Source organism: Gordonia sp. L191, from assembly GCF_030077625.1.
Lineage (GTDB): Bacteria > Actinomycetota > Actinomycetes > Mycobacteriales > Mycobacteriaceae > Gordonia > Gordonia polyisoprenivorans_A.
Map to the genome: position 1 here is coordinate 1938176 of NZ_CP125996.1, position 24411 is coordinate 1962586.

Sequence of the window (24411 nt, forward strand, 5' to 3'; positions counted from 1 at the left end):
GATGGGTGTGACGCCCCTACCGGGGGCACCGCTACCGGGCCGGTCGGTGCTCGTCGCCGGCGGCGGATCGGCCGGCATGTCGGCCGCCGCCCATCTGCTGGACCTGGGCGCGCAGGTCACCATAGCCGACGACCGCGTCACCACGGCAGGGGTGGGGGCGATTGCCGGGGCCTCGGCCATGGTCGACCGCGGGGCTCGGCTGGTCGCCATCACCGAACTACTCGCCGATCCGACGTGGACCGATCGCACCGACCTGGCCGTCGTGTCGCCGGGCTTCGCGCCCGACCACCCGCTCCCGGTCGCCGCACACGCCGCCGGCATTCCCACCTGGGGTGAGGTCGAACTCGCCTGGCAGCTCGACGCGGCCGGGATCTACGGACCCCCACGCACCTGGCTGGTCGTCACCGGCACCAACGGCAAGACGACGACGACCTCGATGCTCGCCGACATCGTCACCGCGTCCGGGCGTGCGGGCGCGGCGTGCGGCAACATCGGGCTCCCGGTGCTCGACGCGATGGCCGAGAGTCCCCGCGTCGATGTGCTCTGTGCCGAACTCTCGTCGTTCCAGCTGTATTGGGCGCCGTCGATCGCGCCGAGTGCCGGTGTGGTGCTGAACGTCGCCGACGACCACCTCGACTGGCATGGGTCCTTCGACGCCTACGCACAGGCCAAGCAGATCGCCCTGCACGGGGCCGTCGGGGTCGTCGGGCTCGACGACCCGGTCGCCGCAGCTCTACCCGTCGCGGGCCGACGGGTCGGGTTCACGTTGTCGGCGCCCGCCGACGGCGAGCTCGGGGTTCGCGACGGGGTACTGGTCGACCGGGCGTTCGGCGAGGCGGACGGGATGGCAGGAGTCGGGAGTGCGGAAGGCACGACACTCGCCGACGCCACGGGTATCCGGCCACCGGGACCGTCCGGGCTGGCCGACGCCCTGGCCGCCGCGGCGCTGGCCCGGTCGATCGGGGTGGGTCCCGACGCGATCCGATCGGCACTGGCGGCATTCCGACCGGCCGCACACCGTGGTGAGGTCGTCGCCGAGCTCGACGGCATCGCCTTCGTCGACGATTCCAAGGCGACCAATCCGCATGCCGCGCAGGCGGCGATCGCCGCCCATCGCCGGGTGATCCTGATCGCCGGCGGTCTGCTCAAGGACGCCTCGCTGGCGAGCATGCTCGACGCCGTCGGCGATCGCCTCGCGGGCGTCGTCGCGATCGGGCGCGATCGCGGGTTGGTTGTCGCAGCGATCGCGCGACACGCCCCAGAAGTCCCAACTGTCACAGTGTTCACAGGGGACGATGGCTGCGTGACCGTACAGCGAGAGCTCTCCTTCCCGGCGGGTGTTGATGTGCCCGCAGCTCCGGGCGCCCCGGCCATCTCCGATGGGTCGTCCGCACCGGCACCGGCCGACGCCGCCGTGGCGGTGATGGATCGCGCCGTCCACCTCGCGTGGGCCCTCGCCGCCGAATGCCGAGGCGAGGATCGTCCTGACGCGATCCTGCTGGCGCCCGCGGCCGCGTCGCTGGACATGTTCGCCGGCTACGGCCGCCGCGGAGATGCCTTCGCCGACGCCGCGCGGTCGCTCACCGCCGGGGGCGGCGCTGTCGACGAGCAGGCGCAGCGGCGATGAGCGCCGCGTCGACGGACCTATCGTCCGACGATGCCGACGCGCCCACCGACGACCCGGATGTGCACTCGCACACCGACGCCGACGGTGTTGCGAAAGACCGGGCTGCGAATGGGGAGACGACGCCCTCGACGCGACGCTCGCGGTCGCGAGCGGATGCGCGAGCCTTTGACACGCGGACGCACGCCGGTCCGGTCGAGATGGTCGGTACCGCGTTGTCGACGATCGCGGAGGGTACGCGCAGTTTGCTCGGCCGCCCGCTCGCGTCGTATCACCTCATCCTGACCATGGCGTTCCTGTTGACGGCGTTCGGGCTGGTGATGGTGCTCTCGGCGTCGTCGGTGGAGGGCTATTCGCAGGACGGGTCGGCCTACGGCCTGTTCGCAACCCAGGTCGTCTTCGCGCTGCTCGGCGTCGTGGTCTTCTACCTCACGTTGCGACTTCCGGTGCGGTTGTTGCGCCGGATGGCCGCGCCCCTGATGGTGGTCACCACGGTGCTGCTGGCGTTGGTGCTGATCCCCGGGGTGGGCACGCTCAGCCAGGGTGCTCGACGCTGGTTCGTCATCTCGGGGCTGTCGGTGCAGCCGTCGGAGCTGGTCAAGGTGGCGCTCTGTGTCTGGGGAGCGCATCTGCTGGCGTCGCGTCGTCGGGACAACGCCCCGCTGAAGGAACTGTTGATCCCGTTGTTGCCGGTCGGTCTGTTGATCTGTCTGCTGATCATCCTCGAGCCGAACCTGTCGACCACGATCACCATCGCGATCATCATCGGCACCCTGCTGTGGTTCGCGGGTCTGCCGATCAAGGTGTTCTCCGCATTCGCGCTGACCGGTGCGGGCATCGCGATCGTGCTGGCTCTGGTCGAGGGCTATCGCTCGCAGCGCGTGATGAGTTTCCTCGGCGGTATCGACGATCCGCAGGGTGCCGGATATCAGGCACGTCAGGCGACCTACGCCCTGGCCAACGGCGGTGTGTTCGGGGTGGGGCTCGGGCAGAGTCGCGCCAAATGGAACTATCTGCCCAACGCACACAACGACTTCATCTTCGCGATCATCGGTGAGGAACTCGGTCTCATCGGCGGTCTGCTGGTGGTGGCACTGTTCGTGATCTTCACCTTCGTCGGTCTGCGCATCGCCCACCGGTCGACCGATCCGTTCCTGCGGTTGATGACGGCGACGATCACTGTGTTGATCACCACGCAGGCGCTGATCAACATCGGATATGTGATCGGCCTACTGCCGGTGACCGGCATCCAGTTGCCGTTGTTGTCGGCGGGCGGTACGTCGACGCTGACGGTGTTGGCGATGCTCGGGTTGTTGGCCAACGCGGCCCGTCATGAACCGGAAGCGGTGGTGGCGTTGTCGACGAGTAGGCCCGGGCGGCTGGGTCGCATCCTGCGGCTGCCGACTCCGGTGGCCTACAAGCCTTCTCGCGCCGAGGTACTGCGTGATCGACTGGATGTGCGGCGTTCGGGGTCCGGCTCGACGCCCGCGCCGGTGCGTCGCGGCCGGCCGGGTCCGGGCCGTGGTCCGGCTCCGACGCCGGAGGCCAAGCGACCGGTGTGGCGCCGGGTGCTGCCGGGTGGTCGCAGGTCGGGTGCTGCCGCGGAGGCGACGGTGCGCCCGGCGGGGGCGACGCGGGGCGCCGGCAGGTATCGTGCAGGCGCCGGGAGCGAAGCGAGCGGGCCTGGTTTTCGGGGTGCCGGGAGCGAAGCGAGCGGGCCTGGTTTTCGGGGTGCCGGGAGCGAAGCGAGCGGGCCTGGTTTTCGGGGTGCCGGGAGCGAAGCGAGCGGGCCTGGTTTTCGGGGTGCCGGGAGCGAAGCGAGCGGGCCTGGTTTTCGGGGTGCCGGGAGCGAAGCGAGCGGGCCTGGTTTTCGGGGTGCCGGCCATTCGTGGCGGCCCCGGTCGGGGTATTCGGGTACGCCGTCGCGGTCGCAGCTGCGTGGCTATTCCGGTGGTCCGGCCCGTCGCCGCTGAGGTGGGTGTGCGGCGCGTCGGCGTGCGTAGTTGAACGTGATGGTTGACCGCCGAGTGGCGGCGGAACGGAGTTGACGACCCGCGATGGAATCACAGGAGCAGGGTGCTGCCCGGGCCGAGGGATCGGATTCTCGCCCGCTCTCGGTGGTCGTGGCCGGTGGCGGTACCGCCGGGCACATCGAGCCCGCGTTGGCGGTCGCCGATGCGGTGCGGCGGCTGGATCCGCAGGCGAGGATCACCGCGTTGGGCACGAGTCGCGGGCTGGAGACGACGCTGGTTCCCGAGCGTGGTTACGAGTTGTCGTTGATCCCGCCGGTGCCGTTGCCGCGGAAGCCGGGCGTCGAGTTGGCGAAGACCCCGCTGCGACTTGCGCGGTCGGTGGCTGCGGCGCGTAAGGCGTTGGCGGCGGTGGATGCCGACGTGGTCGTCGGGTTCGGTGGTTATGTGTCGATTCCGGCGTATCTCGCGGCGCAGGCGCATCTGCGGGGCAAGCGGCGGTTGCCGGTGGTGATCCACGAGGCGAATGCCAGTGCGGGGATCGCCAACAAGGTGGGTGCTCGGTTCGCCGATGTGGTGCTCGCGGCGGTGGACGGTTCGGGTCTCGCCGATGCGCGGGTGGTCGGTATCCCGGTGCGCGGGCAGATCGCCGAGTTGGATCGGATGGCGTTGCGCGCCAAGGCTCGTCATTATTTCGGTCTCGACGAGGACGCTCCGACGCTGCTGGTGTTCGGCGGCTCGCAGGGTGCGGCGCAGTTGAATGCGGCGGTGGCCGGTGCGGCCGAGGCGTTGGGTCGGGCGGGCATCGGTGTCCTGCACGCGTACGGGCCGAAGAACTCGATCGATCCGGTCTCGCCTGCGGGGGCACCGCAGTATCGCGGTGTCGGATATCTCAAGCGGATGGATCTCGCGTATGCCGCGGCCGACCTCGTCGTGTGCCGCTCGGGTGCGATGACGGTGGCCGAGGTGTCGGCGACCGGGCTTCCGGCGATCTATGTGCCGTTGCCGCACGGCAATGGTGAGCAGCGGCTCAACGCGCTGCCGGTGGTGCGTGCGGGCGGCGGGCTGCTCGTGGACAACGACGATCTCACCAGCGACTGGGTGGCGCGGGAGGTACCCGCGCTGTTGTCGGATCCGGAACGGTTGACGGCGATGTCGGCGGCCGCGGCGGGTACGGGACACCGCGACGCGGCGACCGCGGTGGCGCGGGCGGCGTTGGACCTGGCTGCACGTTTTCGCGCCGGTGAGCATCGCAAGCCGCTGTCGGCCGCGTTTCGTTCGCCGCTTTCGACGCCTGAGCAGTGAACAATTGGGGAGTCGGCATGTCTGGTGCCGACGTGAGTTCTCGTGCGGGATCCGGCGATGGAGGTGAACCGATGACCGGCGATGTCTCGGGGTCGGTGGTCGGTGAGCTGCCCGACCACCTGCGCCGTGTCCACATGGTCGGGATCGGTGGCGCGGGGATGTCGGGTCTGGCGCGCATCCTGCTCGCGCGGGGCTCGCAGGTGTCGGGGTCCGACGCCAAGAGCAGTCGCGGCATCCTGGCGTTGCGCACCCGCGGGGCCCTGATCCAGGTGGGGCACGATCCTTCGGCGCTCGACCAGATTCCCGGCGGTCCGTCGGTGGTGGTCACGACGCATGCGGCGATCCCGAAGACCAATCCGGAACTCGTTGCCGCGCGATCGCGCCGGATTCCGATCCTGTTGCGTCCGCATGTGCTGGCGGAGTTGATGGTCGGGTATCGGTCGGTGCTGATCGCGGGCACGCACGGCAAGACCTCGACCACCTCGATGACGGTGGTGGCGCTACAGCATTGTGGCCTCGATCCGTCGTTCGCGATCGGTGGTGAGCTCAACGAGTCGGGCACCAACGCCCATCACGGCAGCGGGTCGGTGTTCGTGGCCGAGGCCGACGAGAGTGACGGCTCGCTGCTCGAATACGTCCCGGACATCGTGGTGGTCACCAACATCGAGGTCGATCATCTCGACTTCTTCGGCACGGTGGAACGCTATGTCGCGGTGTTCGACGAGTTCGTCGCGCGGATCAAGCCGGGTGGATCGCTGGTGGTGTGTCTCGACGATCCGGGCGCCGCTGCGCTCGCACAGCGGTGTGCGGCGTCCCTGACTCGGCGTGGCGTGTCGGTGCTGGGTTACGGCGCGCCGGAGGTGCAGGTTCCCGACGGTGTGCTGGTGGTGGCGACGATGACGTCGTGGGCGCCGACGGCGGCCGGCAGTGAGATCGGTGTGCGCTTCGGTGCGCCGGTCGTCGGTGCCGGGTCGGTGGAGCCCGAGGCGTCGGCGCCGGACGGCTCCGTAGATCGCTCGGTGGCATTGACGATCCCGGGAATCCACATGGCGCGCAATGCGATTGCCGCGATCGTCGCCGCCACCTGTGCGGGCGGTGATCTCTCGGCGGTGATCGCGGGTATCGAGGCGTTCGCCGGTGTGCGCCGGCGATTCGAATTCAAGGGTCGCGTGGGCCTCGACGACGATGGTGCCGAGGGCGGCGACGCCGCCGAGCGGGGTTCGACGGCTGGGGGAGTGGTCGAGGTCTTCGACGACTACGCCCATCATCCGACGGAGGTGGCCGCGGTGCTCACGGCCGCGCGCGCCATGGTCGATGGCGACGAGTCCGGGCGCCGACGCCGCGTCGTCGCAGTATTCCAGCCCCACTTGTATTCGCGCACAGAGGAATTCGCCGACGAATTCGCTGCCGCGCTCGACCTCGCCGATGCGGTGGTGGTCGCCGACGTGTACGGGGCACGAGAGCAGCCGGTACCCGGTGTCAGCGGCCGGATGATCGTCGAGCGGATGGCGCGTGCGGCACGCTTCGAGCCCGATCTGTCCGCACTTGCCGCCACGGTGGCCGGGTTGGTGCGGCCGGGGGATGTGGTGCTGACCCTCGGCGCGGGCGACATCACCATGCAGGGCCCGGAAATCCTTGCCGCCCTCGCACATCGCGGGTCCGGCGGGGATCGTGCTGCCGATGCCGGGGAAACGGGCGGCGGTGAGCACTGATGCGTGTCCTACCGCAGCGTCGTCGTCCGCGGATCGTTCTCGGCGTGGTCCTGACCGCCGTGGTGGTCGTGGGTCTGGTGCTCATCGCCTACCTGACGCCGTTGATGTCGGTGCGCAACACCGAGATCAGTGACAACCGGACCGTTCCGGGGGCGCAGATCCTCGATGCCGCCGCGGTGGCTCCCGGGACGCCGCTGCTGCAGGTCGACACCGAGGCGGTGGCCAGGCGGATCGCGGCCATCCCGTCGATCGCCTCGGCGCGGGTGCAGCGCGGTTATCCCTCGACCCTGCAGATCACCGTCACCGAGCGGGTGCCGGTCGCGGTGGTTCCCGACGGCGACAAGGTGCACGTGCTCGACCGGTCCGGGGTGGGGTACCTGACGTACCCGAACTCCTCGATTCCGCCGGAGATCAAGAAACTCCCGGTGCTGCAGACCGCGACGCCCGGTCCGGCCGATCCGACGACGCGCGCTGCGCTCGGGGTGACCGCGGGCCTGCCTCCGCAGTTGTCGGGGCTCGTGCTCAGGGTGATCGCGAATTCGCCGGTCGACATCGAATTCGCGTTGACCGGTGACCGCAAGGTCATCTGGGGTGACGACACCCGCAACGACGAGAAGGCGCGCACGCTCGGCTACCTGCTCAGCCAGAAGGCGACCGAGTACAACGTCTCGGCGCCGAATTTTCCCGCCTTTCGCTGAGAATCCGGTGTCGACGCCGTGCGAATCGGTGTCGGAGTACACGAGTTTGGCGACACGCCGGGCCACCTGCTGGCCCACCGGGGTGGTGATGCCTAGCGTCAATCCCAACATCACTACTTGACATAACTCTGAATCTATGGTTGAGGTTTAGGGTTTCGCGATCGATAAGAGGAAGGCGAGCGTCATGACGCCACCGCACAACTACCTGGCCGTGATCAAGGTCGTCGGCATCGGCGGCGGCGGCGTCAACGCCGTGAACCGCATGATCGAGCAGGGACTCAAGGGGGTGGAGTTCATCGCCATCAACACCGACGCCCAGGCGCTGTTGATGAGCGACGCCGACGTCAAACTCGACGTCGGACGTGACTCGACCCGCGGGCTCGGCGCCGGGGCCGATCCCGAGGTCGGCCGGCGCGCGGCCGAGGACGCCCGCGACGAGATCGAGGAACTCCTCAAGGGCGCCGACATGGTCTTCGTGACCGCGGGAGAGGGCGGCGGCACCGGCACCGGTGGCGCACCGGTGGTGGCCCAGATCGCCCGCAAGCTCGGCGCGCTGACCGTCGGCGTGGTGACCCGGCCGTTCGCGTTCGAGGGCAAGCGCCGCGGCGGCCAGGCCGAGGCCGGGATCACCGCGCTGCGCGAATCCTGCGACACCCTGATCGTCATCCCCAACGACCGTCTGCTGCAGCTCGGTGACGCTCAGGTGAGCCTGATGGACGCCTTCCGTAGCGCCGACGAGGTGCTCCTCAACGGTGTCCAGGGCATCACCGACCTGATCACCACCCCGGGGCTGATCAACGTCGACTTCGCCGACGTCAAGGGCGTCATGAGCGATGCGGGTAGCGCCCTGATGGGGATCGGCTCCTCGCGCGGCGAGGACCGTGCGAAGAAGGCCGCCGAGTCGGCGATCAACTCGCCGTTGCTCGAGGCGTCGATGGAAGGTGCGCGTGGCGTGCTCATCTCGATCGCCGGTGGCAGTGACCTCGGTCTGTTCGAGATCCACAACGCCGCGACCCAGGTCCAGGAGGCCGCCCACGAGGACGCGAACATCATCTTCGGCACGGTGATCGACGACAACCTCGGTGACGAGGTCCGGGTGACCGTCATCGCCGCCGGATTCGACGGCGGCTCGCCGCGCAAGCGTGCCGATGCCCCGGCCGCCGGAGCGGGCAAGGTCGGCGCCGCGCAGGCCGGAGACGTGTCCCGACCGGCGAAGAACGACCCGCTGTTCGGCGAGATGCCGTCCGGCCAGGGCGATCCCTTCGCCTCGTCGTCGACGCCGGAGCGGCCGCGTCGCAACAACGTGACCCTCGACGACGACGACGTCGATGTGCCCTCCTTCATGAAGCGATAGTCATGGGTGGGACCGGCGGACCGGCGACGGCGGCCCGGGTGCGTCGGGTGGTCACCACCCGCGCCGGCGGCAGCTCGCAGGCGCCTTACGACAGTTTCAATCTCGGCGATCACGTCGGCGACGACCCGGCAGCGGTCGCGGCCAATCGTTCGCGGCTGGCCCGCCAGATCGGGGTGGACGAGTCCCGGGTGGTGTGGATGGAGCAGATCCACAGCCGCAACGTGACCGTGGTCGACGAGTCGACGTTCACCTCGCCCGATGTCGAGAAGGTGGGCCCCTCGATCCGCGTGCCGGCCACCGACGCACTGGTCACCTCCCTGCCCGGGGTGGCCCTGGCGGTGCTCTCGGCCGATTGTGTGCCGGTGTTGCTCAGCGACGACGAGGCCGGTGTCATCGCCGGTGTCCATGCCGGCCGCGTCGGTGCCCGTATCGGCATCGTGCCGGCCACCTTGCGCGCGATGATCCGGCTCGGCGCGCGTCCCGAACGCATCGGGGCCTTTCTCGGACCGGCCGCCGGTGGTGAGCGCTACGAGGTGCCCGACGCGATGCAACGCGACGTCGAGGAGCATCTGCCCGGCAGCGCGTGCCGGACCGCGAAGGGCACCGCTGGTCTGGATCTGCGCGCCGGAATCCGGCGGCAGTTGCTGGCCGTCGGAGTGAATTCGGTGGCCGTCGACCCGCGGTGCACCATCTCCGACACCGGTCTGTTCAGTCACCGGCGCGGTGCGCCGACTGGTCGGCTGGCGTCGGTCATCTGGATCGACCGGTGAGCGATCCGCGCACCGAGGAGCTCGCGCAGCGCCTGACCACGGTGCGCGGGGAACTCGACGCAGCCGTGGCCCGCGCCGGTCGGGCGCCGGGCGACGTCGAGTTGCTGGTGGTAACCAAGTTCTTTCCGGCCGCCGACGTCGCGCGTCTGATCGAGCTGGGTGAGCGCGAGTTCGGCGAATCCCGCGAACCCGAGGCGAGCCGCAAGATCAGCGAGCTCGGTTCACTTGTCGACGGCAGCGGAGCCGTGTTCGACATGATCGGCAGCGTGCAGACCAAGAAGGCGAAAACGGTTGCGCGATGGGCGCGTTCGGTGCACTCGGTGGATCGTGACAAGCTCGTCGACCAGTTGGCGTCGGCGGCGGGGGTGGCGCTGGACGAGCAGGTGCGCTCCGAGCCGCTCGGGGTGTTCTGTCAGGTCAGCCTCGACGACGACCCGACGCGCGGGGGTGTCGTCGAGGGGCAGTTGCCCGAACTCGCACAGCGGGTGGCCGACGCACCGACGTTGCGGCTGGCGGGCCTGATGGTCATCGCGCCGACGCACGGTGAGGTGCGGCAATGGATGGCGAAGACCGCGCGCATCCGCGAGAAGTTTCTGCAGGAGCATCCGGATGCGACAGAGCTGTCGGCCGGCATGAGTGGCGACATGGCGATCGCCGTCGAATACGGCTCGACATGTGTGCGTGTCGGTACCGCGATCATGGGATCCCGGCCGATACTCTCTCAGTAATCACACAAGTCACATCAGAACCATCGAGAACAGCTCACACACCGGCAACATTTGCACCACCCGCTCGTGAGCGTCGGATGACCAGAGAGGCCCAGCACATGACCACGATGCAGAAGTTCAAGGCATATTTCGGCATGGTGCCTCCGAGCGAGTACGAGGACGATTACCTCGACGAGCCCGGCCCCGGCCCGGTCCGGGCCGCCGCGCGTGAGCGCGCCTACCGCGACGACTACTACGGCGACTCCTCCTACCGCGAGGAAGCGCTCGCCGACTCCGCGTACGGCGACTACCGCGACGCCGGCTACCGGGACCGTGAGGTCGGCGTGGCCGGCCGCGATCGTGAGGTCTACGCCGAGGAGCGGCGATACGCGGTGGGCGGTTACGAGGGATACGAACCCGGCTATGCGGGCGCCGAATACGCCTACGCGGGTGGAGGCGTCCGGGCGGTCACCGAGGTGTCCTCCGACCGGGTGCGGGCCACACGACTCGAGCCGCTGCAGCGGTCGAGCGGCCCGACGCTGCGCGCGACCGGAGCCGGCCGGCCGGGCGGCTCCGATCGGGGAGACCTCGAGCGCGTCTTCGCCGACGGCCCGCTGCACAAGATCACCACCCTGCGTCCGTCCGACTACGGTGAGGCGCGCACCATCGGTGAGCGCTTCCGCGACGGCAATCCGGTGATCATGGACCTGGTCAACATGACCAATGACGACGCCAAGCGTCTCGTCGACTTCGCGGCCGGACTGGCATTCGCGCTGCGTGGTTCCTTCGACAAGGTGGCCACCAAGGTGTTCTTGCTCTCACCCGCCGACATCGATGTCTCGCCCGAGGATCGGCGCAAGATCGCCGAGACCGGGTTCTACAACCAGTCCTGACCGGTACGGATTGCCCGATGTCGCAGCACAATGCGACATGTGCGGCAAATCCCCCGAATCAGCGTCCTCGCGCCCGCGGCGACGTGCCGGAACCCCGGTGCGGCCGCGGGCGCCTCACGTCAGGCACTCTTGAGAAGTGGCGATTGTGTTCGAAGTCATCTGGTACATCCTGTTCGTCTACTGGCTGCTGTTGCTGGCCCGGCTCGTTGTGGAGTTGGTGCGCACCTTCGCGCGGGAGTGGCGACCGACGGGGATCGTCGTGGCGATCATCGAGATCACCTTCACGGTGACCGATCCACCGATCAAACTGTTCCGGCGGATCATCCCGCCGATTCCGCTCGGCCCGGTGCGGCTGGACCTGTCACTGATGATCGTCCTGATCCTGGTGGTGATCGCGATGCAGGTGGTCGGGTCATTCCGCATGGGCGCCGCGACGTCGGCGCTGGGGATGTGACCGGGGACTTGGCCCGAGACCGTATTGCTGATGTCATGGTTGAGTGACTGTTTGATTGCAGGACGACATTGATGTCCTACTACGAACGGTTCTGATGTGACAGGATAAGACGCCAGTTACAGATTTTGACTGGTATGAATGGTCAGTGACAGTCTGTAATGGGACACGTGACAGCGTGTAACTGCTCGACTGACGCTGAACTGCTCGACTGACGCAGTACTACTGGCACAAGGCTCGACCAAGACAAGCTCGAACGACATTGAGGGGAACCGACATGCGGCTGACACCAGCTGATGTGCACAACGTCGCGTTCAGCAAACCGCCTATCGGTAAACGCGGCTACAACGAAGACGAGGTGGATCAGTTCCTCGACTTTGTCGAAGCAGAACTCGCACGTCTGATCGACGAGAACTCGGATCTGAAACAACGCGTCGAAGAACTCGAGGGCGAGCTCACCGAGGCGCGGTCCGGCGCCGCTGCGGCGCCTGCGCCGTCGGAGGACCACACCCAGGTCTTCGCCGCGGTGTCCACTCCCGAACCCCAGGCCCCGCCTGCGCCGGCGGCGGCGCCGGTCGACGGCGACGCCCACGTCCGTGCGGCCAAGGTCTTGGCGCTCGCGCAGGAGACCGCCGATCGTCTGACCAGCACCTCACGCCAGGAAGCAGACTCGTTGCTGGCCGACGCGCGGCAGCGGTCGGACTCGATGGTCGCCGAGGCACAGAGCAAGTCCGAGGCCATGCTCGCCGATGCGCGACAGCGTTCGGAGGCCATCCTGGCCGACGCGCAGACCCGTTCGGAGGCGCAGCTGCGTCAGGCACAGGAACGTGCCGACGCCCTGCAGAGCGACGCCGAGCGCAAGCACGCCGAGATCATGGGCACCATCAACCAGCAGCGTGGTGTGCTCGAGGGACGGATCGAACAGCTCAAGATCTACGAGCGTGAGTACCGTACGCGTCTGAAGACCTACCTGGAATCCCAGCTCGAGGAACTCCAGCAGCGCGGTAGCGCGGCTCCGGTCGAGAGTGGACGCCCGGCCGATCAGTCGTTCTCCACCGATCCCGGCAACGGTGGATTCAGCAGCTACTCGCAGAGCTGAGCGGGACGACACTAGGTCGATGACGTGCTGACCCTGGCGCTGGCTGCCACGCTTGTCGGATTCGTACTACTTGTCGTCGGCCTGATCACCGGCACCCTGTGGCTCGCGATCGCGTGCATCGTCGTCTGCCTCGTCGGCCTGATCTTCCTCGTCGCCGACATCGTCTGGAGTGGTCGGCGCGGTAAGGCCGACGACGAGCAGGCCGGTGGTGGGTTCGGCTTCGGCGCTGCGCGCGAGGACGCCGACGACGACACCGATGATGACCGGTACCCGCCGCGGCCGCCGGACACCGGGGATCCGCAGTCGGAGTCGGTGCACGGCCCCGACACCGACGGACAGTCGACCGAGGATCGTCGTCGGGCCCTCTGGGAGGGCGTCATCGCGTCTCCCGACGCACCCGACACCCCGCCGGACTCACGCGCGACCGATTCCCGTCCGCCCGAGTCCGTGCCGACGCAGGCTACTCCGCCTCCGACCGGGCCCGGTGTCACAGCTCCCGGTCGGCCCGCCGCACCCTCGACCGCCGAGCGGGGATACGCCGACTATCTGCGGTCGGTCGGCGCCGCCGACACCCGCTCACGACCCCCGGTGTCGAACCCCGGCGTTCCCCACCCTTCCGGCCCGAACGCCGGCAACGACCCACGGGGGCGGCAACGCCCTCCCGGCCCGCCCCAATCCGGCCGGTTCGAGTCGGGCCCGCCCCGGTCCGGCGGGTTCCGGCCCGGTCCGGCGCCGACTCCGCAGGGCTCTCGGGGGACGCACTCCGATCCCGGGTCCACGACGCCGTCGGGTGAATCGGAGTCCGCAAAGCGGCCGGAGAAGATCGATCCGTTGCATCCGGACTGGCGCCCGCCCCAGCAGTGACAGCAGAGCGGCCGGTGACGACACCGGCCGTGGGTGACGACAAACGATTTGGTCCGCCCCGGTCGTGCACGGCTACACTGGGTCTCGCGTCGATCCGGCCATCACCGGGGAGCACCCGGAAGAACCGAACGTCCCCGTCGGGTCGTTCCCAGTAGAACCGGGCGGGTGGGCCCGTCACAGCCCGCGTCCCGTGACACGGTCACCACATGCGCGGGACCTGAGTGGCGTCGATCGTCGTCGACGCAAGCGGGGTGGTACCGCGCAACCGGGAACGGTTAGCGTCCCCGTGCCGAGAAGCATCGAGATGGCACGAGGAGACCAGCCGTGACCGACGTGGGTCAGTCCCCGCACACCCCCCAGTCCGCCGAGACCGGTGCGTCGTCGCACGCCGACGACGGGAGCCGGATCTATCCGCGCGTCGACATGACCGGCGGCGAACGTGGTGCGCCGTCGTTTCCCGACGTCGAGCGCACCGTGTTGCAGTACTGGGACGCCGACGACACCTTCCGTGCGTCTGTCGAGGAAAAGTCCCAGGCGGAGGAGTTCGTCTTCTACGACGGTCCGCCGTTCGCCAATGGTCTGCCGCACTACGGGCATCTGCTCACCGGTTACGTCAAGGACGTCGTCCCGCGGTATCAGACCATGCGGGGCAAGAAGGTCGAGCGCCGGTTCGGTTGGGACACACACGGTCTGCCCGCCGAATTGGAGGCCGAACGCCAGCTCGGGATCACCGACAAGTCGGAGATCGAGAAGATGGGCATGGAGCGGTTCAACGACTTCTGCCGTGACTCGGTACTGCGGTACACCGGTGAATGGCGCGAGTACGTGACCCGTCAGGCCCGTTGGGTCGACTTCGACAACGACTACAAGACCCTCGACATCGACTACATGGAGTCGGTGATGTGGGCGTTCAAGCGCCTGTGGGACAAGGGCTTGATCTATCAGGGCTATCGGGTGCTGCCGTACAGCTGGTACGAGCAGACACCGCTGAGCAACCAGGAGTCCAAGCTCGACGACGCCTATCGGATGCGCCAGGATCCGGCGGTCACTGTGACCATGCCGCTCGTGGCGCCCGGCAGCCCGCTCGACGGTGTGAACGCGTTGATCTGGACGACCACCCCGTGGACGTTGCCGAGCAACCTTGCGATCGCGGTGAATCCGAAGGTCACCTACGTCCACGTGCGCGCCGCCGACGGGCATGACTACCTGCTCGCCGAGGCGTTGCTGGGTGCGTATACGGGTGAGCTCGGCGACACCACCGAACTCGGCCGGTACCCGGGCGCGGAGCTCGCCGACCTGCACTACCTGCCGCCGTTCGATTTCTTTGTCGGACACCCGAATTCCCATCGCGTGTTGCTCGGCGACTATGTCACCACCGACAGCGGCACCGGTATCGTGCACCTGGCTCCCGCGTTCGGCGAGGAGGACATGGATCTCGCCACCGCCAACGGTATCGAGGTCGTTCAGCCGCTCGATCCGGGAGGCCGGTTCACCTCGGCGGTGCCGACCTATGAGGGGCAGATGGTCTTCGACGCCAACCCGGCGATCATCAAGGACCTCAAGGCCGGTGGCGGTCATGTCCAGTCCGGACCGGACGGTCGGGCCGGGCGCATCCTTCGGCACGAGACCATCGAGCACTCCTATCCGCATTCGTGGCGGTCGGGAAAGCCGTTGATCTACATGGCCGTTCCGTCATGGTTCGTCGCGGTCACCCCGATCAAGGAGCGCATGCTCGAACTCAACAAGCAGATCACCTGGGCGCCCGATCACATCCGGGACGGTCAGTTCGGCAAGTGGCTCGAGGGTGCCCGCGACTGGAACATCAGCCGAAATCGGTTCTGGGGTGCGCCGATCCCGGTGTGGGTCTCCGACGACCCAGATCATCCCCGCACCGATGTCTACGGTTCGCTCGACGAACTCGAGCGCGACTTCGGGGTGCGTCCGGACAATCTGCACCGGCCCTACATCGACGAGCTGACCCGGCCCAATCCCGACGACCCCACCGGCGCGTCGACGATGCGTCGTGTGCCCGAGGTCTTCGACTGCTGGTTCGAGTCGGGTTCGATGCCATTCGCACAGGTGCACTACCCGTTCGAGAACGCCGACTGGTTCGACGGTGACGCCGAGGCCGGCCTGGCGCCGCACAATCCGGGCGACTTCATCGTCGAGTACAACGGTCAGACCCGGGGCTGGTTCTACAACCTGCACGTGCTCGCCACCGCGCTCTTCGATCGGCCCGCATTCAAAAGTGTTGTCGCGCACGGGATCGTGCTCGGCGATGACGGGCAGAAGATGAGCAAGTCCAAGCGCAACTATCCCGACGTCAACGAGGTCTTCGACCGCGACGGCAGCGATGCGATGCGCTGGTTCCTCATGGCCTCGCCGGTGCTGCGGGGCGGGAACCTCGTGGTCACCGAGAAGGGCATCCGCGAAGGTGTGCGACAAGCGTTGCTGCCGTTGTGGAATGCGTACAGTTTCTTGGCGCTCTACGCCGAGAGGCCGGCGACGTGGCGGACCGATTCGACCAACGTGCTCGACCGCTACATCCTGGCGAAGCTGGCGCTGACCCGCGACGAGATGACCACCGCGCTCGACACCTACGACATCGCCGGCGCGTGTGATTCGTTGCGGCGCTTCGTCGAATCGTTGACGAACTGGTACGTGCGCCGGTCCCGGGCTCGCTTCTGGGCCGGTCAGGACGCCGACGCCGATGCCTTCGACACGCTGTACACCGTGCTCGAGGTGGCCTCTCGCCTTGCCGCGCCGCTGTTGCCGATGGCCACCGAGGCGATCTGGCGTGGGCTCACCGGTGAGCGGTCGGTCCATCTGACCGATTGGCCCACCGCCGACGAGTTGCCCGCCGACGCGGCGCTGGTGGTGGCGATGGACGAGGTGCAGGCGGTGTGCTCGACGGCGTCGAGTGTGCGCAAGGCCAACAAGTTGCGGGTGCGTCTGCCCTTGCCGGGGCTGACGGTGGCCTCGCCGACGGCCGGGCAACTCGAACCGTTCACCGATCTGATCGCCGACGAGATGAACGTGAAGTCGGTGACGCTGTCGACCGACGCCGATGCCTATGGGCGACAGGAACTCGCCGTGAACGCGCGGGCTGCCGGTCCGCGGCTGGGCAAGGACGTGCAGCGGGTCATCAAGGCGGTCAAGGCCGGTGACTGGGCGGTGCGCGTCATCGACGACGGCACCGAGGTGGTCAGTGCCGCCGGTATCGACCTCGAGCCGGGGGAGTACACGCGCCGGCTCGTCGCCGAGGAACCCGAATCGACCGCCGAATTGCCCGGCGGTGCGGGGCTGGTCGTTCTCGACACCGCGGTCACCCCGGAGCTCGAGGCCGAGGGATGGGCCAAGGACCGGGTCCGCGAGCTCCAGGAGGCCCGACGCTCTCTGGGCCTGGATGTGTCGGATCGGATCGAGGTGCGTCTGGTGGTGCCCGCCGAACGTCTGGACTGGGCCCGAAGCCACGCCGACATGATCGCCGGGGAGGTCCTCGCGGTGGTCTTCGAGGTGGTGCAGGCCGGTGCCCCCGGCGCCATCGAACTCGGAGACGGTGTCACCGCCGACGTCACCCGCGCCACGACCTGAGCCGCGCTGCGCGGTACTCCCGATCGCCCGTACGCGTCACGCGTGCGGGCGATCGGCGTTTCGGGAGAGGTACTCGGGGATACCTCAGTGGGCAGCCGACCCGCCCAGCGCGCGCCGGCTCGACTGCAGAGCCGACCGCAGTGCCTCGACCTCGGTGTCGTCGAGATCGGCGACCATCCGGGTCTCGATGGCCGTGATCGCCGGTTCCAGACGTTCGACGGTCTCGTGGCCGTGGTCGGTGAGGTACAGCCGCATCTGCCTGCGGCTGTGCGGGTCGGTCTCGCGTCGGACGAACTGCCGTTCCTCGAGCCCCGCGGTGATCCGGGCCATCGTCTGCGGTCGCACGAACGAATTGCGGGCGAGTTCGGCCGAGGTCAGCCCCGGGCGGCGGGCAAGCACGGTCAGCGCGGTGTATTGCACCGGCGTCAAGCCCTCGCCGCCGACCACCTCGTCCATGCGGGCGCGCACCGCCAACTCCAGCTGCTTGACGAGGTAGAGCAGTGTGGCGTTGCTGCTGGGCATAGGTGACTCTCTCGCGACGGTGACGAAACGGGGCGGGTGGCGGACGTGAAGCGGTGGCGAACTCGACCTTGATTATGCAGAACCGTCGTCCCACGCCGCCGGGCTCCGGGTGAGCCACCCTTCTCCGGAGCGGAGATGAGCGCCACACCCTTGCGCGCACGACAACAAACCGTCAGTATTGCTGTTATCAGCATTACTGATGATGTCGGCAGCACCACACCGCCCTTCTCGGCTCGGAAAGGTCCCCCCATGACCCAGAGAACATTCGTCACCGGAAAGGCCGACGCCGGCGACTCCGACAGGTACGTCCTGGACAGTCGGACGCTGATCGCCGCGGCGGCGGCGATCGCCCTGGCGCAGGCTGCGTTGGCCATGCCCGCCGTGCTCAACGGGCTCTTCCAGGACGATCTCGGCACCAGCGCGTCACAGCTCACCTGGATCTCCGCGGCGTTCCTGGTCCCGGTCACCCTGTTCGAGCTCACCTTCGGGCTGCTGGGAGATCTGTTCGGCCGCAAGCGATTACTGATCATCGGCACCATCGTTCTCGGTGTCGGTCAGCTGATCGGCTTCCTCACCCCGGGTGCCGACGTCGACACCTCGATCCGGGTGGCCGTGCTGCTCGTCGGCCAGGTGCTCACCGGTGTCGGCGCGGCCGCGATCATGCCCAACCACCCTGGCGATGGTCGCAGCGGGCACGCACACGCCCCACGACCGCGCCCGCGCGATCTCGGTGTGGGCCGCGGCTCTGGCCACCGGCAGCTTCGTGTCCCCGGTCCTGGGCGGTTTCCTCGCCCGATATCCCTTCGCGGGCACCGACACCGCGGGCTGGCGGTGGGGTTTCCTGGCTGTGGCGCTCCTCGCGGTCCCGTGCCTGATCGTGACGCTCACGATGGCCACCACGTCCTCGGCACCCACGGGGCGCTCGTTGGACTGGCCGGGCCAGATCACCGTCGCGATCTCGCTGTTCGCCCTGCTCTACGCGGTGATCCAGGGGTCGACGACCGGCTACGGCGGCCCGGACATCATCGGCGCGTTCGTCGTCGCCGCCCTGGCGGCCGTCGCGTTCATCATCGTCGAGCGTCGTGCGCAGTCGCCGCTGCTACGTCTGGACCTGTTCGGCAACCGGGCGTTCGGTGTCGCGGCGATCGCCACCGTGCTGGGCAGTTTCGCGTTGCTCGGTACCGCCTACATCACCAGCATCAGATTGGCTGCGATCCAAGGGTTCTCGCCGCTGATGACGTCGATCGCCTTCGTCATCCTCAACGGCATGACCCTGCTCACCGCACCGCTGGTCGCCCGGCTGTTGGTCCGCCACAACGCGAGATGGCTGATGGCGGGTGGTTTCGGCCTGATCGCGATCGGTGACCTCTGGGCCGCATCGATCCCGGCAGCGACCATGTCGCTCGGCCTGATCCTGCCACCGATCGCGGTCGTCGGGCTCGGCTTCGCGCTCGCCTGCAGGCGGTCACCGCCGTGGCCGTCAACACCGTGCCCACGCACCTGGCCGGGATGGCCAGCGGCACCACGAGTCTGCTGCGCGACTTCGGCTTCACTCTCGGGCCGTCGGTGATCGGTGCGATCGCACTCACCCAGGCCGCCAACGCGATCCAGGCGAAGCTCAACGCATCCGAAGATCTTCGCAATGCCATGCAGGCCTTTGATTCGGCACCCGCACACGCCTCCGGAGCCACCCGCGAGTCCCTCGAGGCGGCCGTCGGCGCGGTCCACTCCGGGCCGTTGGGCGCCAACGGCGTTCCGGCGACGGTGATGGTCGACGGAAAGTCCGTGCCGCTCAATCCTTTGCAGTCGGTTGCCTTTGACGCTCTCGATCATTCATACTCGATGGCCTTCGTGGTGTGCGCCGGCGCGGCACTGCTCGCCACCCTCATCGTCGGCATCGGGTTCACCGGGGTCGAGTCGCGGTCCCGCGTCAGTGGCGAACCCGAAACCGTATGACCGACCCACGATTTCTCCGGAGGACGTCGAATGTCTGTGCTTGCCAACCCGCCTGTGGCCCGGGTGATCGCGCGGGGTATGCAGTGGGGGATGGGTCGGGCGGCGCAGCGCACGACCACTCGCGCGCGGGCGCGATTCCCCGACCACCGAGCCGACACCGAGCCGCTGCGGATACCGAGCACTCTGGGGCCGGTCTCGGCGACGATTTACCGTCGCGCACCCGCCGACCGCACACCACCGGTGTATGTGAACCTGCACGGCGGCGGATACGTCATGGGCGTGAGGGAGCAGGACGATCCGGCGTGCCGGCTGCTGGCGGTGGAGGCCGGCGTCGTGGTCGTCAACGTCGATTACGCGCTCGCCCCGCAGCATCGGTTTCCGCAACCGCCCGAGCAGATCCACGAGATCCTCGTCTGGATCGCCGAGCACAGAGCAGAGCACGGCTGGGACGGCACTCGACTGGTCGTCGGCGGTCAGAGCGCGGGCGGCGCGCTCGCGGCGGCCGGGGCGCGGCTCGCACTCGAACACGGTGGCCCCGCGATCTCGTTGCAGGTCTTGCATTACCCGCCACTGGATCTGACGGTCCCGGCGGGCGCCAAGCATTCACCGTTGGCCCGGCCGATGCTCCGACCGTGGATGGGTACGGTGTTCGACGCCGCGTACGTCCCGGACGTCGCGCAGCGGTCCGACCGGCTGGTCTCACCCGCCGGCGGCGCCGACGAGGCCGATCTCGCCGGTATCGCACCCGCTCTGGTCATCGTGGCGCACAACGACATCCTGGCCGAGGAGGGACGGCGATACGCCCGGCGGCTCGAGGCCGCCGGCGCGCTGCGCGGGCTCCTCGAGGTCCCCGACGCCGATCACGGCTACGACGTCGACGATGACGTCAAGGCGCTCTCGTCGTACGGATGGATCGCCGAGCGGGTACGCGTCGCGACCGCCGTCGAGGAATCTCCGTCAGCGGAACACCGATGACAGGACCGCGTCGATCTGGGCGCTGAGCAGGTGCTCGGGAACGGAGAACGTCTCCGAGCCGTATTGGCCGAACACCTCCAGCGAGGTCGCCCCGATCACGGTGGCCCACAACAGGGTTCCGGTGACGAGGGCGGTATCGGGTAGGTCGTTGCCGAACTCGGTGCGGATGGCGTCGAGATCGGCCGACAGCGTGGGGGAGACCTCGCAGTCCGGGGCGGTGAGGACGCCCGCGTCATGTGCGGCGGCGAGTTCGGCGATGAGCCGTGCGATCACGCGGGTGCCGGGGGTGACGGTACGGTCGGCGGGCGCTGCGTATCCGGGGACGGGGCTGCCGTAGAGCAGTGCCCAGCGTGCCGGATCGTCGACGGCCCAGGCGCGGATTGCCTTGGCGGCAGCCATGATCCGGCCGCGATGATCCCCGGCGTCGATACGGTCGGTGGCGGCGTCGACCGATTCGGCGAGGTGGGTGTACCCCTCGACGAGCAGCCGGGTGAGCAGTTCGTCGCGACTCGGGACGTAGCGGTAGACCGCCGACGAGACCACGCCGAGCTCCCGCGCGATCGCACGCAGCGACAGTCCCGCGGCGCCGTGGGTGCTCAGATGCTCGCGACCGAGCCGCAGGATCTCGGTCTCCATCGTCTGCCGATTCTCGGCTCGGGTGCGGGGCGCGCGCGTCGTCGATCCGGGCATGCCGACCATCATCGCACAATGCGAGAGCATTGCTCTTGTTTTTCGGGCCGGATGTCTGCATACTCGAAAACGAGAGCGGTGCTCTCTATCAACGAAAGGTAGTTCGATGACCCATTACCTCGCGCCCACGACGATGGATTCCCGGATGAATGCCCTCGTCCGCTGGCTCACCGACCGCGGCTTCTCGCTCGCCGGCGCCCAGACCCTGACCGTGATCGGTCGGACATCCGGTGCGCCGCAGAGTATTCCGGTCAATCCGCTCGTTCTCGACGGTGTCGAGTACCTGGTGGCGGTGCGTGGCGTCACCCAATGGGTCCGCAACGCCCGCGCGGCGGGTGTGGGCGAACTGCGTCGTGGCCGGCGCTCACGCCGGGTCGCGCTCCTCGAGGTGCCCGCGACCGAGCGGGCCGCGATCATCCGTCGCTACCTCGACAAATGGGGGTGGGAGGTCGGGCGGTTCCTGCCGGCGGGGCTCGGGGTCGACGCGACGGAGGCGCAACTCGCGGAACATGCCGAACAGATCCCGGTCTTCGTCGTCTCTGCCGCCTAGCCACCCGCTGCCAGGTGTGCCGACGCCTCGACGACCGGTGGTCGGCGCACGTCCTACTCTGCAAGGGTGTCGGAGTTTGCAGGAGTCCCGGGGATCGCTGGTCGGGATGACGCCACCGAGCGCAGCGAGCCCGATGCCACCGAGCGCAGCGAGCCCGATGCCACCGAGCGCAGCGAGCCCGATGCCATCGAGCGCAGCGAGCCCGATGCCACCGAGCGCAGTGCGCGGTGGGTGATGCATCTCGACATGGATGCCTTCTTCGCCTCTGTCGAACAACTCACGCGTCCGACCCTGCGGGGCAGGCCGGTGCTGGTCGGCGGTACGGGCGGGCGGGGCGTGGTCGCGGGTGCGAGCTATGCCGCACGGGCCTACGGCGCGTCGTCGGCGATGCCGATGCATCAGGCGCGGCGACTCGTCGGTGCGTCCGCGGTGGTGCTCCCGCCGCGTGGTGCGGTGTATCGGGTCGTGAGCGAGCGGATCTTCGCGCTCGTCCGCGAGGCCGTGGGTGTGATCGAGATGCTGTCCTTCGACGAGGCGTTCGCCGAGCCCGAGGCGCTCGTCGGATGTAGCGCCGCGCAGGCGCACGCGTTCGCCGACGATGTCCGGCGACGCATCCGCGACGAGGTGGGCCTGGCCGCGTCGGTGGGGTTCGGCTCGGGCAAGCAGATCGCCAAGATCGCTTCCGGAATGGCCAAACCCGATGGGGTGATGGTGATCTCGCCCAGCAGAGAACTCGCGTTCCTGCATGCGTTGCCGGTCCGGAAACTGTGGGGGATCGGCCCGGTCTCCGGGGATCGTCTGTCCCGGTTGGGTATCGACACGATCGGCGATCTCGCGGCGCTGTCGGAAGTCGAGGTCGCCTCGGTGCTCGGTTCCACCGTCGGTCCGGCGCTGCACCGCCTCGCCCAGGGCATCGACGATCGACCTGTCACCGAACGTGCTGCGGCCAAACAGATCTCGGCCGAATCCACTTTCGCCGCCGACATCGTGTCGATGGCGGGGCTGCGGCCGGCGATCGATCGGTCGGCCGCCGATGCGCACCGTCGGCTCGTCGCCGACGGGCGCGGTGCCCGCACCGTCGTGCTCAAACTCAAACGCGCCGACATGTCGGTGCTGACCCGCAGTTTCACGCTGCCCGCGGCCACCAGCGACCTCGACGCACTCACCGCGGTGGCCCGTCGCCTGGCTCTCGATCCCGAGTCGATTGGTCCGATTCGCCTTGTCGGAGTCGGCTATTCCGGTCTGAGTGAGACCGAGCAATACGCGTTGTTCGATGATGTCGCGGCAGCGACCGAGCCGGTGCCCGGCGTGGCGACGCCGACCGCGGATTCGGCGCACGGTGTCGAGGAGACCGACCGCGCCGACCGCACCGAGGGCGCCGAGGGCGCCGAGAGTGCCGAGAGTGCGGTGCACTCGGCGCAGCCCGGTGAGTGGGCCACCGGCAACGACGTGACCCACCGCGAGCACGGGCACGGCTGGGTGCAGGGTGCCGGGCACGGTGTGGTCACCGTGCGGTTCGAGACCAGAACCACCGGGCCCGGCCCGGCGCGTACCTTCGCCGCCGACGATCCCGATCTGCGCCGCGCCGACCCGATCGACAGTCTGGACTGGCCGCGCGGGTGAGCGCACGGCAACGGACGGCGCGACACCCGTCCGATCAGTCGTCCCGCGGCCCGGATGCGGAGAAGAAGTCGGCGACCTCGTCGGCGTCGCAGCCGGTGGTGAGCAGTGCCTGCAGGGCCACGCGCGCCTGAGGTGCACGCAGCCACCGCGAGACGATTGCCCCAGCACGTTCGAGATCCACCGCGCCACCCCCGCCGCCGTAGGTGGCGACCACCGGGCCGTGGGGCACCCGGGTGGTGACGACGACAACCACCCCGCGCTGTCGCGCCAGGCTGACCTCGGCGGTGATGTCGGGATGGGTGTTGCCCGATCCGGTGCCGGCGAGCACGATGCCTGCGGCGTTCTGCGACACCGAGGCGGCGATGAGTCCCGGTGAGACTCCCGGATAGAGGGTGTAGGCGTCGACGCGCGCGGGGTGGCCACCCGGCAGCGGACCGGTCAGCAGTGGCCGTGGGAGCGAGTCGTGTACGGAATCGAAGACGTCGAGGTCGACGGTGGAGACCTTGAATGCGCCGCGCGCCGGGGTGATCCGACCACCGAGGACGATCTGCACCCCGCGTGAGCGCGAGCCCGGGTCGGCGGCATGCGCCAACGCCGCCGCGATGTTGGCGGGGCCGTCGGCGTGCGGGTCGTCGGCCGGGCGTTGCGCGCCGGTGAAGACCACCGGCCGCGGATCGGCGGCGAAGAGGTCGGCGAGGAAGGCGGTCTCCTCCATCGTGTCGGTGCCGTGGGTCACCACCACCCCGTCGATGCCCGGGTCGGCCAACGCGTCGGCGATCGCGGCGACAACGCGGAACTGTTCGGTCGGTGTCATCGCCGAGCTGTCCACCGACATCAGATCGACCGGAACGATCTGCGGCTCGAACGAGGCCCCGGTGGGCACCCCGCGCGCGGCCGACCCTTCGGCCCTGGCCAGCAGGTCGTCGGCGGAGAGCACCGGCACCGCACCGTCGGTTCCGGTGCGAGCCGCGACGGTGCCGCCGGTGGTGATCAGGGCGATGCGTGCGTGCGGCGTCGGTGCCATGGATCACAGGTTGCGGGAACCGGCCGACGG

The 24411-nt window shown here is 68.7% G+C and carries 21 protein-coding genes and 1 pseudogene; 19 read left to right on the plus strand and 3 right to left on the minus strand.

All coding sequences use genetic code 11. From position 1 onward, the window contains the following. The first annotated feature begins 1 nt into the window (after nt 1). From murD to ileS, 13 genes are all read left to right on the plus strand, one after another. The gene (murD, locus tag QNM97_RS08700; RefSeq protein ID WP_283822396.1) at nt 2–1627 is read left to right on the plus strand and encodes a UDP-N-acetylmuramoyl-L-alanine--D-glutamate ligase; all 1626 of its coding nucleotides are present in this window, start codon (nt 2–4) and stop codon (nt 1625–1627) included. After that, nucleotides 1624–3597, plus strand: coding sequence for a putative lipid II flippase FtsW (gene ftsW, locus QNM97_RS08705; RefSeq protein WP_283822397.1), 1974 nt, complete (start codon nt 1624–1626; stop codon nt 3595–3597). The genes murD and ftsW overlap by 4 nt, the downstream gene beginning before the upstream one ends. Before the next feature lie 84 nt (nt 3598–3681). Then, entirely contained in the window at nt 3682–4899 is a 1218-nt protein-coding gene (murG, locus tag QNM97_RS08710) for an undecaprenyldiphospho-muramoylpentapeptide beta-N-acetylglucosaminyltransferase (protein ID WP_283822398.1), read from the plus strand. A gap of 71 nt (nt 4900–4970) precedes the next feature. Beyond that, on the plus strand, nt 4971–6611 hold the full coding sequence (gene murC, locus QNM97_RS08715; protein ID WP_283822399.1) for a UDP-N-acetylmuramate--L-alanine ligase: 1641 nt from the start codon (nt 4971–4973) through the stop codon (nt 6609–6611). Then, nucleotides 6611–7309, plus strand: coding sequence for a cell division protein FtsQ/DivIB (locus tag QNM97_RS08720; protein WP_208791596.1), 699 nt, complete (start codon nt 6611–6613; stop codon nt 7307–7309). The genes murC and QNM97_RS08720 overlap by 1 nt, the downstream gene beginning before the upstream one ends. 184 nt (nt 7310–7493) lie before the next feature. Next, nucleotides 7494–8663, plus strand: a complete 1170-nt coding sequence (ftsZ, locus tag QNM97_RS08725; RefSeq protein ID WP_006370500.1) for a cell division protein FtsZ — start codon at nt 7494–7496, stop codon at nt 8661–8663. A 2-nt stretch (nt 8664–8665) separates the two neighbouring features. Beyond that, nucleotides 8666–9433 carry a peptidoglycan editing factor PgeF gene (pgeF, locus tag QNM97_RS08730; protein ID WP_283822400.1) on the plus strand — a complete coding sequence of 256 codons (768 nt, stop codon included), beginning with the start codon at nt 8666–8668 and terminating at the stop codon, nt 9431–9433. Beyond that, complete coding sequence (locus tag QNM97_RS08735; protein ID WP_283822401.1) at nt 9430–10161, plus strand: YggS family pyridoxal phosphate-dependent enzyme; 732 nt, start codon at nt 9430–9432, stop codon at nt 10159–10161. The genes pgeF and QNM97_RS08735 overlap by 4 nt, the downstream gene beginning before the upstream one ends. A gap of 98 nt (nt 10162–10259) precedes the next feature. Beyond that, nucleotides 10260–11033 (plus strand): cell division protein SepF, encoded by a 774-nt coding sequence (locus QNM97_RS08740; protein ID WP_283823144.1) that lies wholly within the window; start codon nt 10260–10262, stop codon nt 11031–11033. 136 nt (nt 11034–11169) lie between these two features. Beyond that, complete coding sequence (locus tag QNM97_RS08745) at nt 11170–11487, plus strand: YggT family protein (protein WP_283822402.1); 318 nt, start codon at nt 11170–11172, stop codon at nt 11485–11487. Nucleotides 11488–11761: 274 nt separating this feature from the next. Continuing rightward, nucleotides 11762–12583: a DivIVA-like cell division protein Wag31 gene (gene wag31, locus QNM97_RS08750; RefSeq protein WP_283822403.1), complete on the plus strand. Its 822-nt coding sequence runs from the start codon at nt 11762–11764 to the stop codon at nt 12581–12583. Between the two features lie 24 nt (nt 12584–12607). Next, nucleotides 12608–13447: a hypothetical protein gene (locus QNM97_RS08755; protein WP_283822404.1), complete on the plus strand. Its 840-nt coding sequence runs from the start codon at nt 12608–12610 to the stop codon at nt 13445–13447. A gap of 324 nt (nt 13448–13771) precedes the next feature. Beyond that, nucleotides 13772–17041 carry an isoleucine--tRNA ligase gene (gene ileS / locus QNM97_RS08760; RefSeq protein WP_283822405.1) on the plus strand — a complete coding sequence of 1090 codons (3270 nt, stop codon included), beginning with the start codon at nt 13772–13774 and terminating at the stop codon, nt 17039–17041. Between the two features lie 84 nt (nt 17042–17125). Here ileS and QNM97_RS08765 read toward each other — a convergent pair whose 3' ends face one another. Then, complete coding sequence (locus QNM97_RS08765; protein ID WP_283822406.1) at nt 17126–17563, minus strand: MarR family winged helix-turn-helix transcriptional regulator; 438 nt, start codon at nt 17561–17563, stop codon at nt 17126–17128. Nucleotides 17564–17935: 372 nt separating this feature from the next. Here QNM97_RS08765 and QNM97_RS08770 point away from each other — a divergent pair. The 4 genes and pseudogenes from QNM97_RS08770 to QNM97_RS08785 form a co-directional block, all read left to right on the plus strand. After that, nucleotides 17936–18163, plus strand: a pseudogene (locus QNM97_RS08770) (MFS transporter); the annotation flags it as partial. A gap of 79 nt (nt 18164–18242) precedes the next feature. Beyond that, nucleotides 18243–19133 carry an MFS transporter gene (locus QNM97_RS08775; protein ID WP_283822407.1) on the plus strand — a complete coding sequence of 297 codons (891 nt, stop codon included), beginning with the start codon at nt 18243–18245 and terminating at the stop codon, nt 19131–19133. Then, nucleotides 19073–19519 carry a hypothetical protein gene (locus tag QNM97_RS08780; RefSeq protein WP_283822408.1) on the plus strand — a complete coding sequence of 149 codons (447 nt, stop codon included), beginning with the start codon at nt 19073–19075 and terminating at the stop codon, nt 19517–19519. The genes QNM97_RS08775 and QNM97_RS08780 overlap by 61 nt, the downstream gene beginning before the upstream one ends. Before the next feature lie 30 nt (nt 19520–19549). Continuing rightward, complete coding sequence (locus tag QNM97_RS08785; RefSeq protein ID WP_283822409.1) at nt 19550–20494, plus strand: alpha/beta hydrolase fold domain-containing protein; 945 nt, start codon at nt 19550–19552, stop codon at nt 20492–20494. Here QNM97_RS08785 and QNM97_RS08790 read toward each other — a convergent pair. Further along, complete coding sequence (locus tag QNM97_RS08790; protein ID WP_283822410.1) at nt 20477–21214, minus strand: TetR/AcrR family transcriptional regulator; 738 nt, start codon at nt 21212–21214, stop codon at nt 20477–20479. The genes QNM97_RS08785 and QNM97_RS08790 overlap by 18 nt on opposite strands. Before the next feature lie 76 nt (nt 21215–21290). Between QNM97_RS08790 and QNM97_RS08795 the strand changes: the two genes are divergently transcribed. Both QNM97_RS08795 and QNM97_RS08800 read left to right on the plus strand, forming a co-directional pair. After that, nucleotides 21291–21734 (plus strand): PNPOx family protein, encoded by a 444-nt coding sequence (locus QNM97_RS08795; protein WP_283822411.1) that lies wholly within the window; start codon nt 21291–21293, stop codon nt 21732–21734. Nucleotides 21735–21800: 66 nt separating this feature from the next. Beyond that, nucleotides 21801–23357 carry a DNA polymerase IV gene (locus QNM97_RS08800; RefSeq protein ID WP_283822412.1) on the plus strand — a complete coding sequence of 519 codons (1557 nt, stop codon included), beginning with the start codon at nt 21801–21803 and terminating at the stop codon, nt 23355–23357. A gap of 34 nt (nt 23358–23391) precedes the next feature. On the opposite strand, the gene QNM97_RS08805 is transcribed toward QNM97_RS08800, so the two are convergent. Continuing rightward, on the minus strand, nt 23392–24381 hold the full coding sequence (locus QNM97_RS08805) for an asparaginase (protein WP_283822413.1): 990 nt from the start codon (nt 24379–24381) through the stop codon (nt 23392–23394). Nucleotides 24382–24411 lie beyond the last annotated feature (30 nt).

Excerpts from the sequence above, each read along its gene's own strand:
- QNM97_RS08790 (WP_283822410.1), bottom strand. The coding sequence starts at position 21,214 with ATGCTCTCGCATTGTGCGATGATGGTCGGCATGCCCGGATCGACGACG.
- murC (WP_283822399.1), top strand. The coding sequence starts at position 4,971 with ATGACCGGCGATGTCTCGGGGTCGGTGGTCGGTGAGCTGCCCGACCAC.
- ftsZ (WP_006370500.1), top strand. The coding sequence starts at position 7,494 with ATGACGCCACCGCACAACTACCTGGCCGTGATCAAGGTCGTCGGCATC.
- murD (WP_283822396.1), top strand. The coding sequence starts at position 2 with ATGGGTGTGACGCCCCTACCGGGGGCACCGCTACCGGGCCGGTCGGTG.
- QNM97_RS08805 (WP_283822413.1), bottom strand. The coding sequence starts at position 24,381 with ATGGCACCGACGCCGCACGCACGCATCGCCCTGATCACCACCGGCGGC.
- ftsW (WP_283822397.1), top strand. The coding sequence starts at position 1,624 with ATGAGCGCCGCGTCGACGGACCTATCGTCCGACGATGCCGACGCGCCC.
- wag31 (WP_283822403.1), top strand. The coding sequence starts at position 11,762 with ATGCGGCTGACACCAGCTGATGTGCACAACGTCGCGTTCAGCAAACCG.
- QNM97_RS08780 (WP_283822408.1), top strand. The coding sequence starts at position 19,073 with ATGGCCAGCGGCACCACGAGTCTGCTGCGCGACTTCGGCTTCACTCTC.
- QNM97_RS08775 (WP_283822407.1), top strand. The coding sequence starts at position 18,243 with ATGGTCGCAGCGGGCACGCACACGCCCCACGACCGCGCCCGCGCGATC.
- QNM97_RS08740 (WP_283823144.1), top strand. The coding sequence starts at position 10,260 with ATGACCACGATGCAGAAGTTCAAGGCATATTTCGGCATGGTGCCTCCG.
- pgeF (WP_283822400.1), top strand. The coding sequence starts at position 8,666 with ATGGGTGGGACCGGCGGACCGGCGACGGCGGCCCGGGTGCGTCGGGTG.
- murG (WP_283822398.1), top strand. The coding sequence starts at position 3,682 with ATGGAATCACAGGAGCAGGGTGCTGCCCGGGCCGAGGGATCGGATTCT.
- QNM97_RS08765 (WP_283822406.1), bottom strand. The coding sequence starts at position 17,563 with ATGCCCAGCAGCAACGCCACACTGCTCTACCTCGTCAAGCAGCTGGAG.
- QNM97_RS08720 (WP_208791596.1), top strand. The coding sequence starts at position 6,611 with ATGCGTGTCCTACCGCAGCGTCGTCGTCCGCGGATCGTTCTCGGCGTG.
- QNM97_RS08785 (WP_283822409.1), top strand. The coding sequence starts at position 19,550 with ATGTCTGTGCTTGCCAACCCGCCTGTGGCCCGGGTGATCGCGCGGGGT.
- QNM97_RS08795 (WP_283822411.1), top strand. The coding sequence starts at position 21,291 with ATGACCCATTACCTCGCGCCCACGACGATGGATTCCCGGATGAATGCC.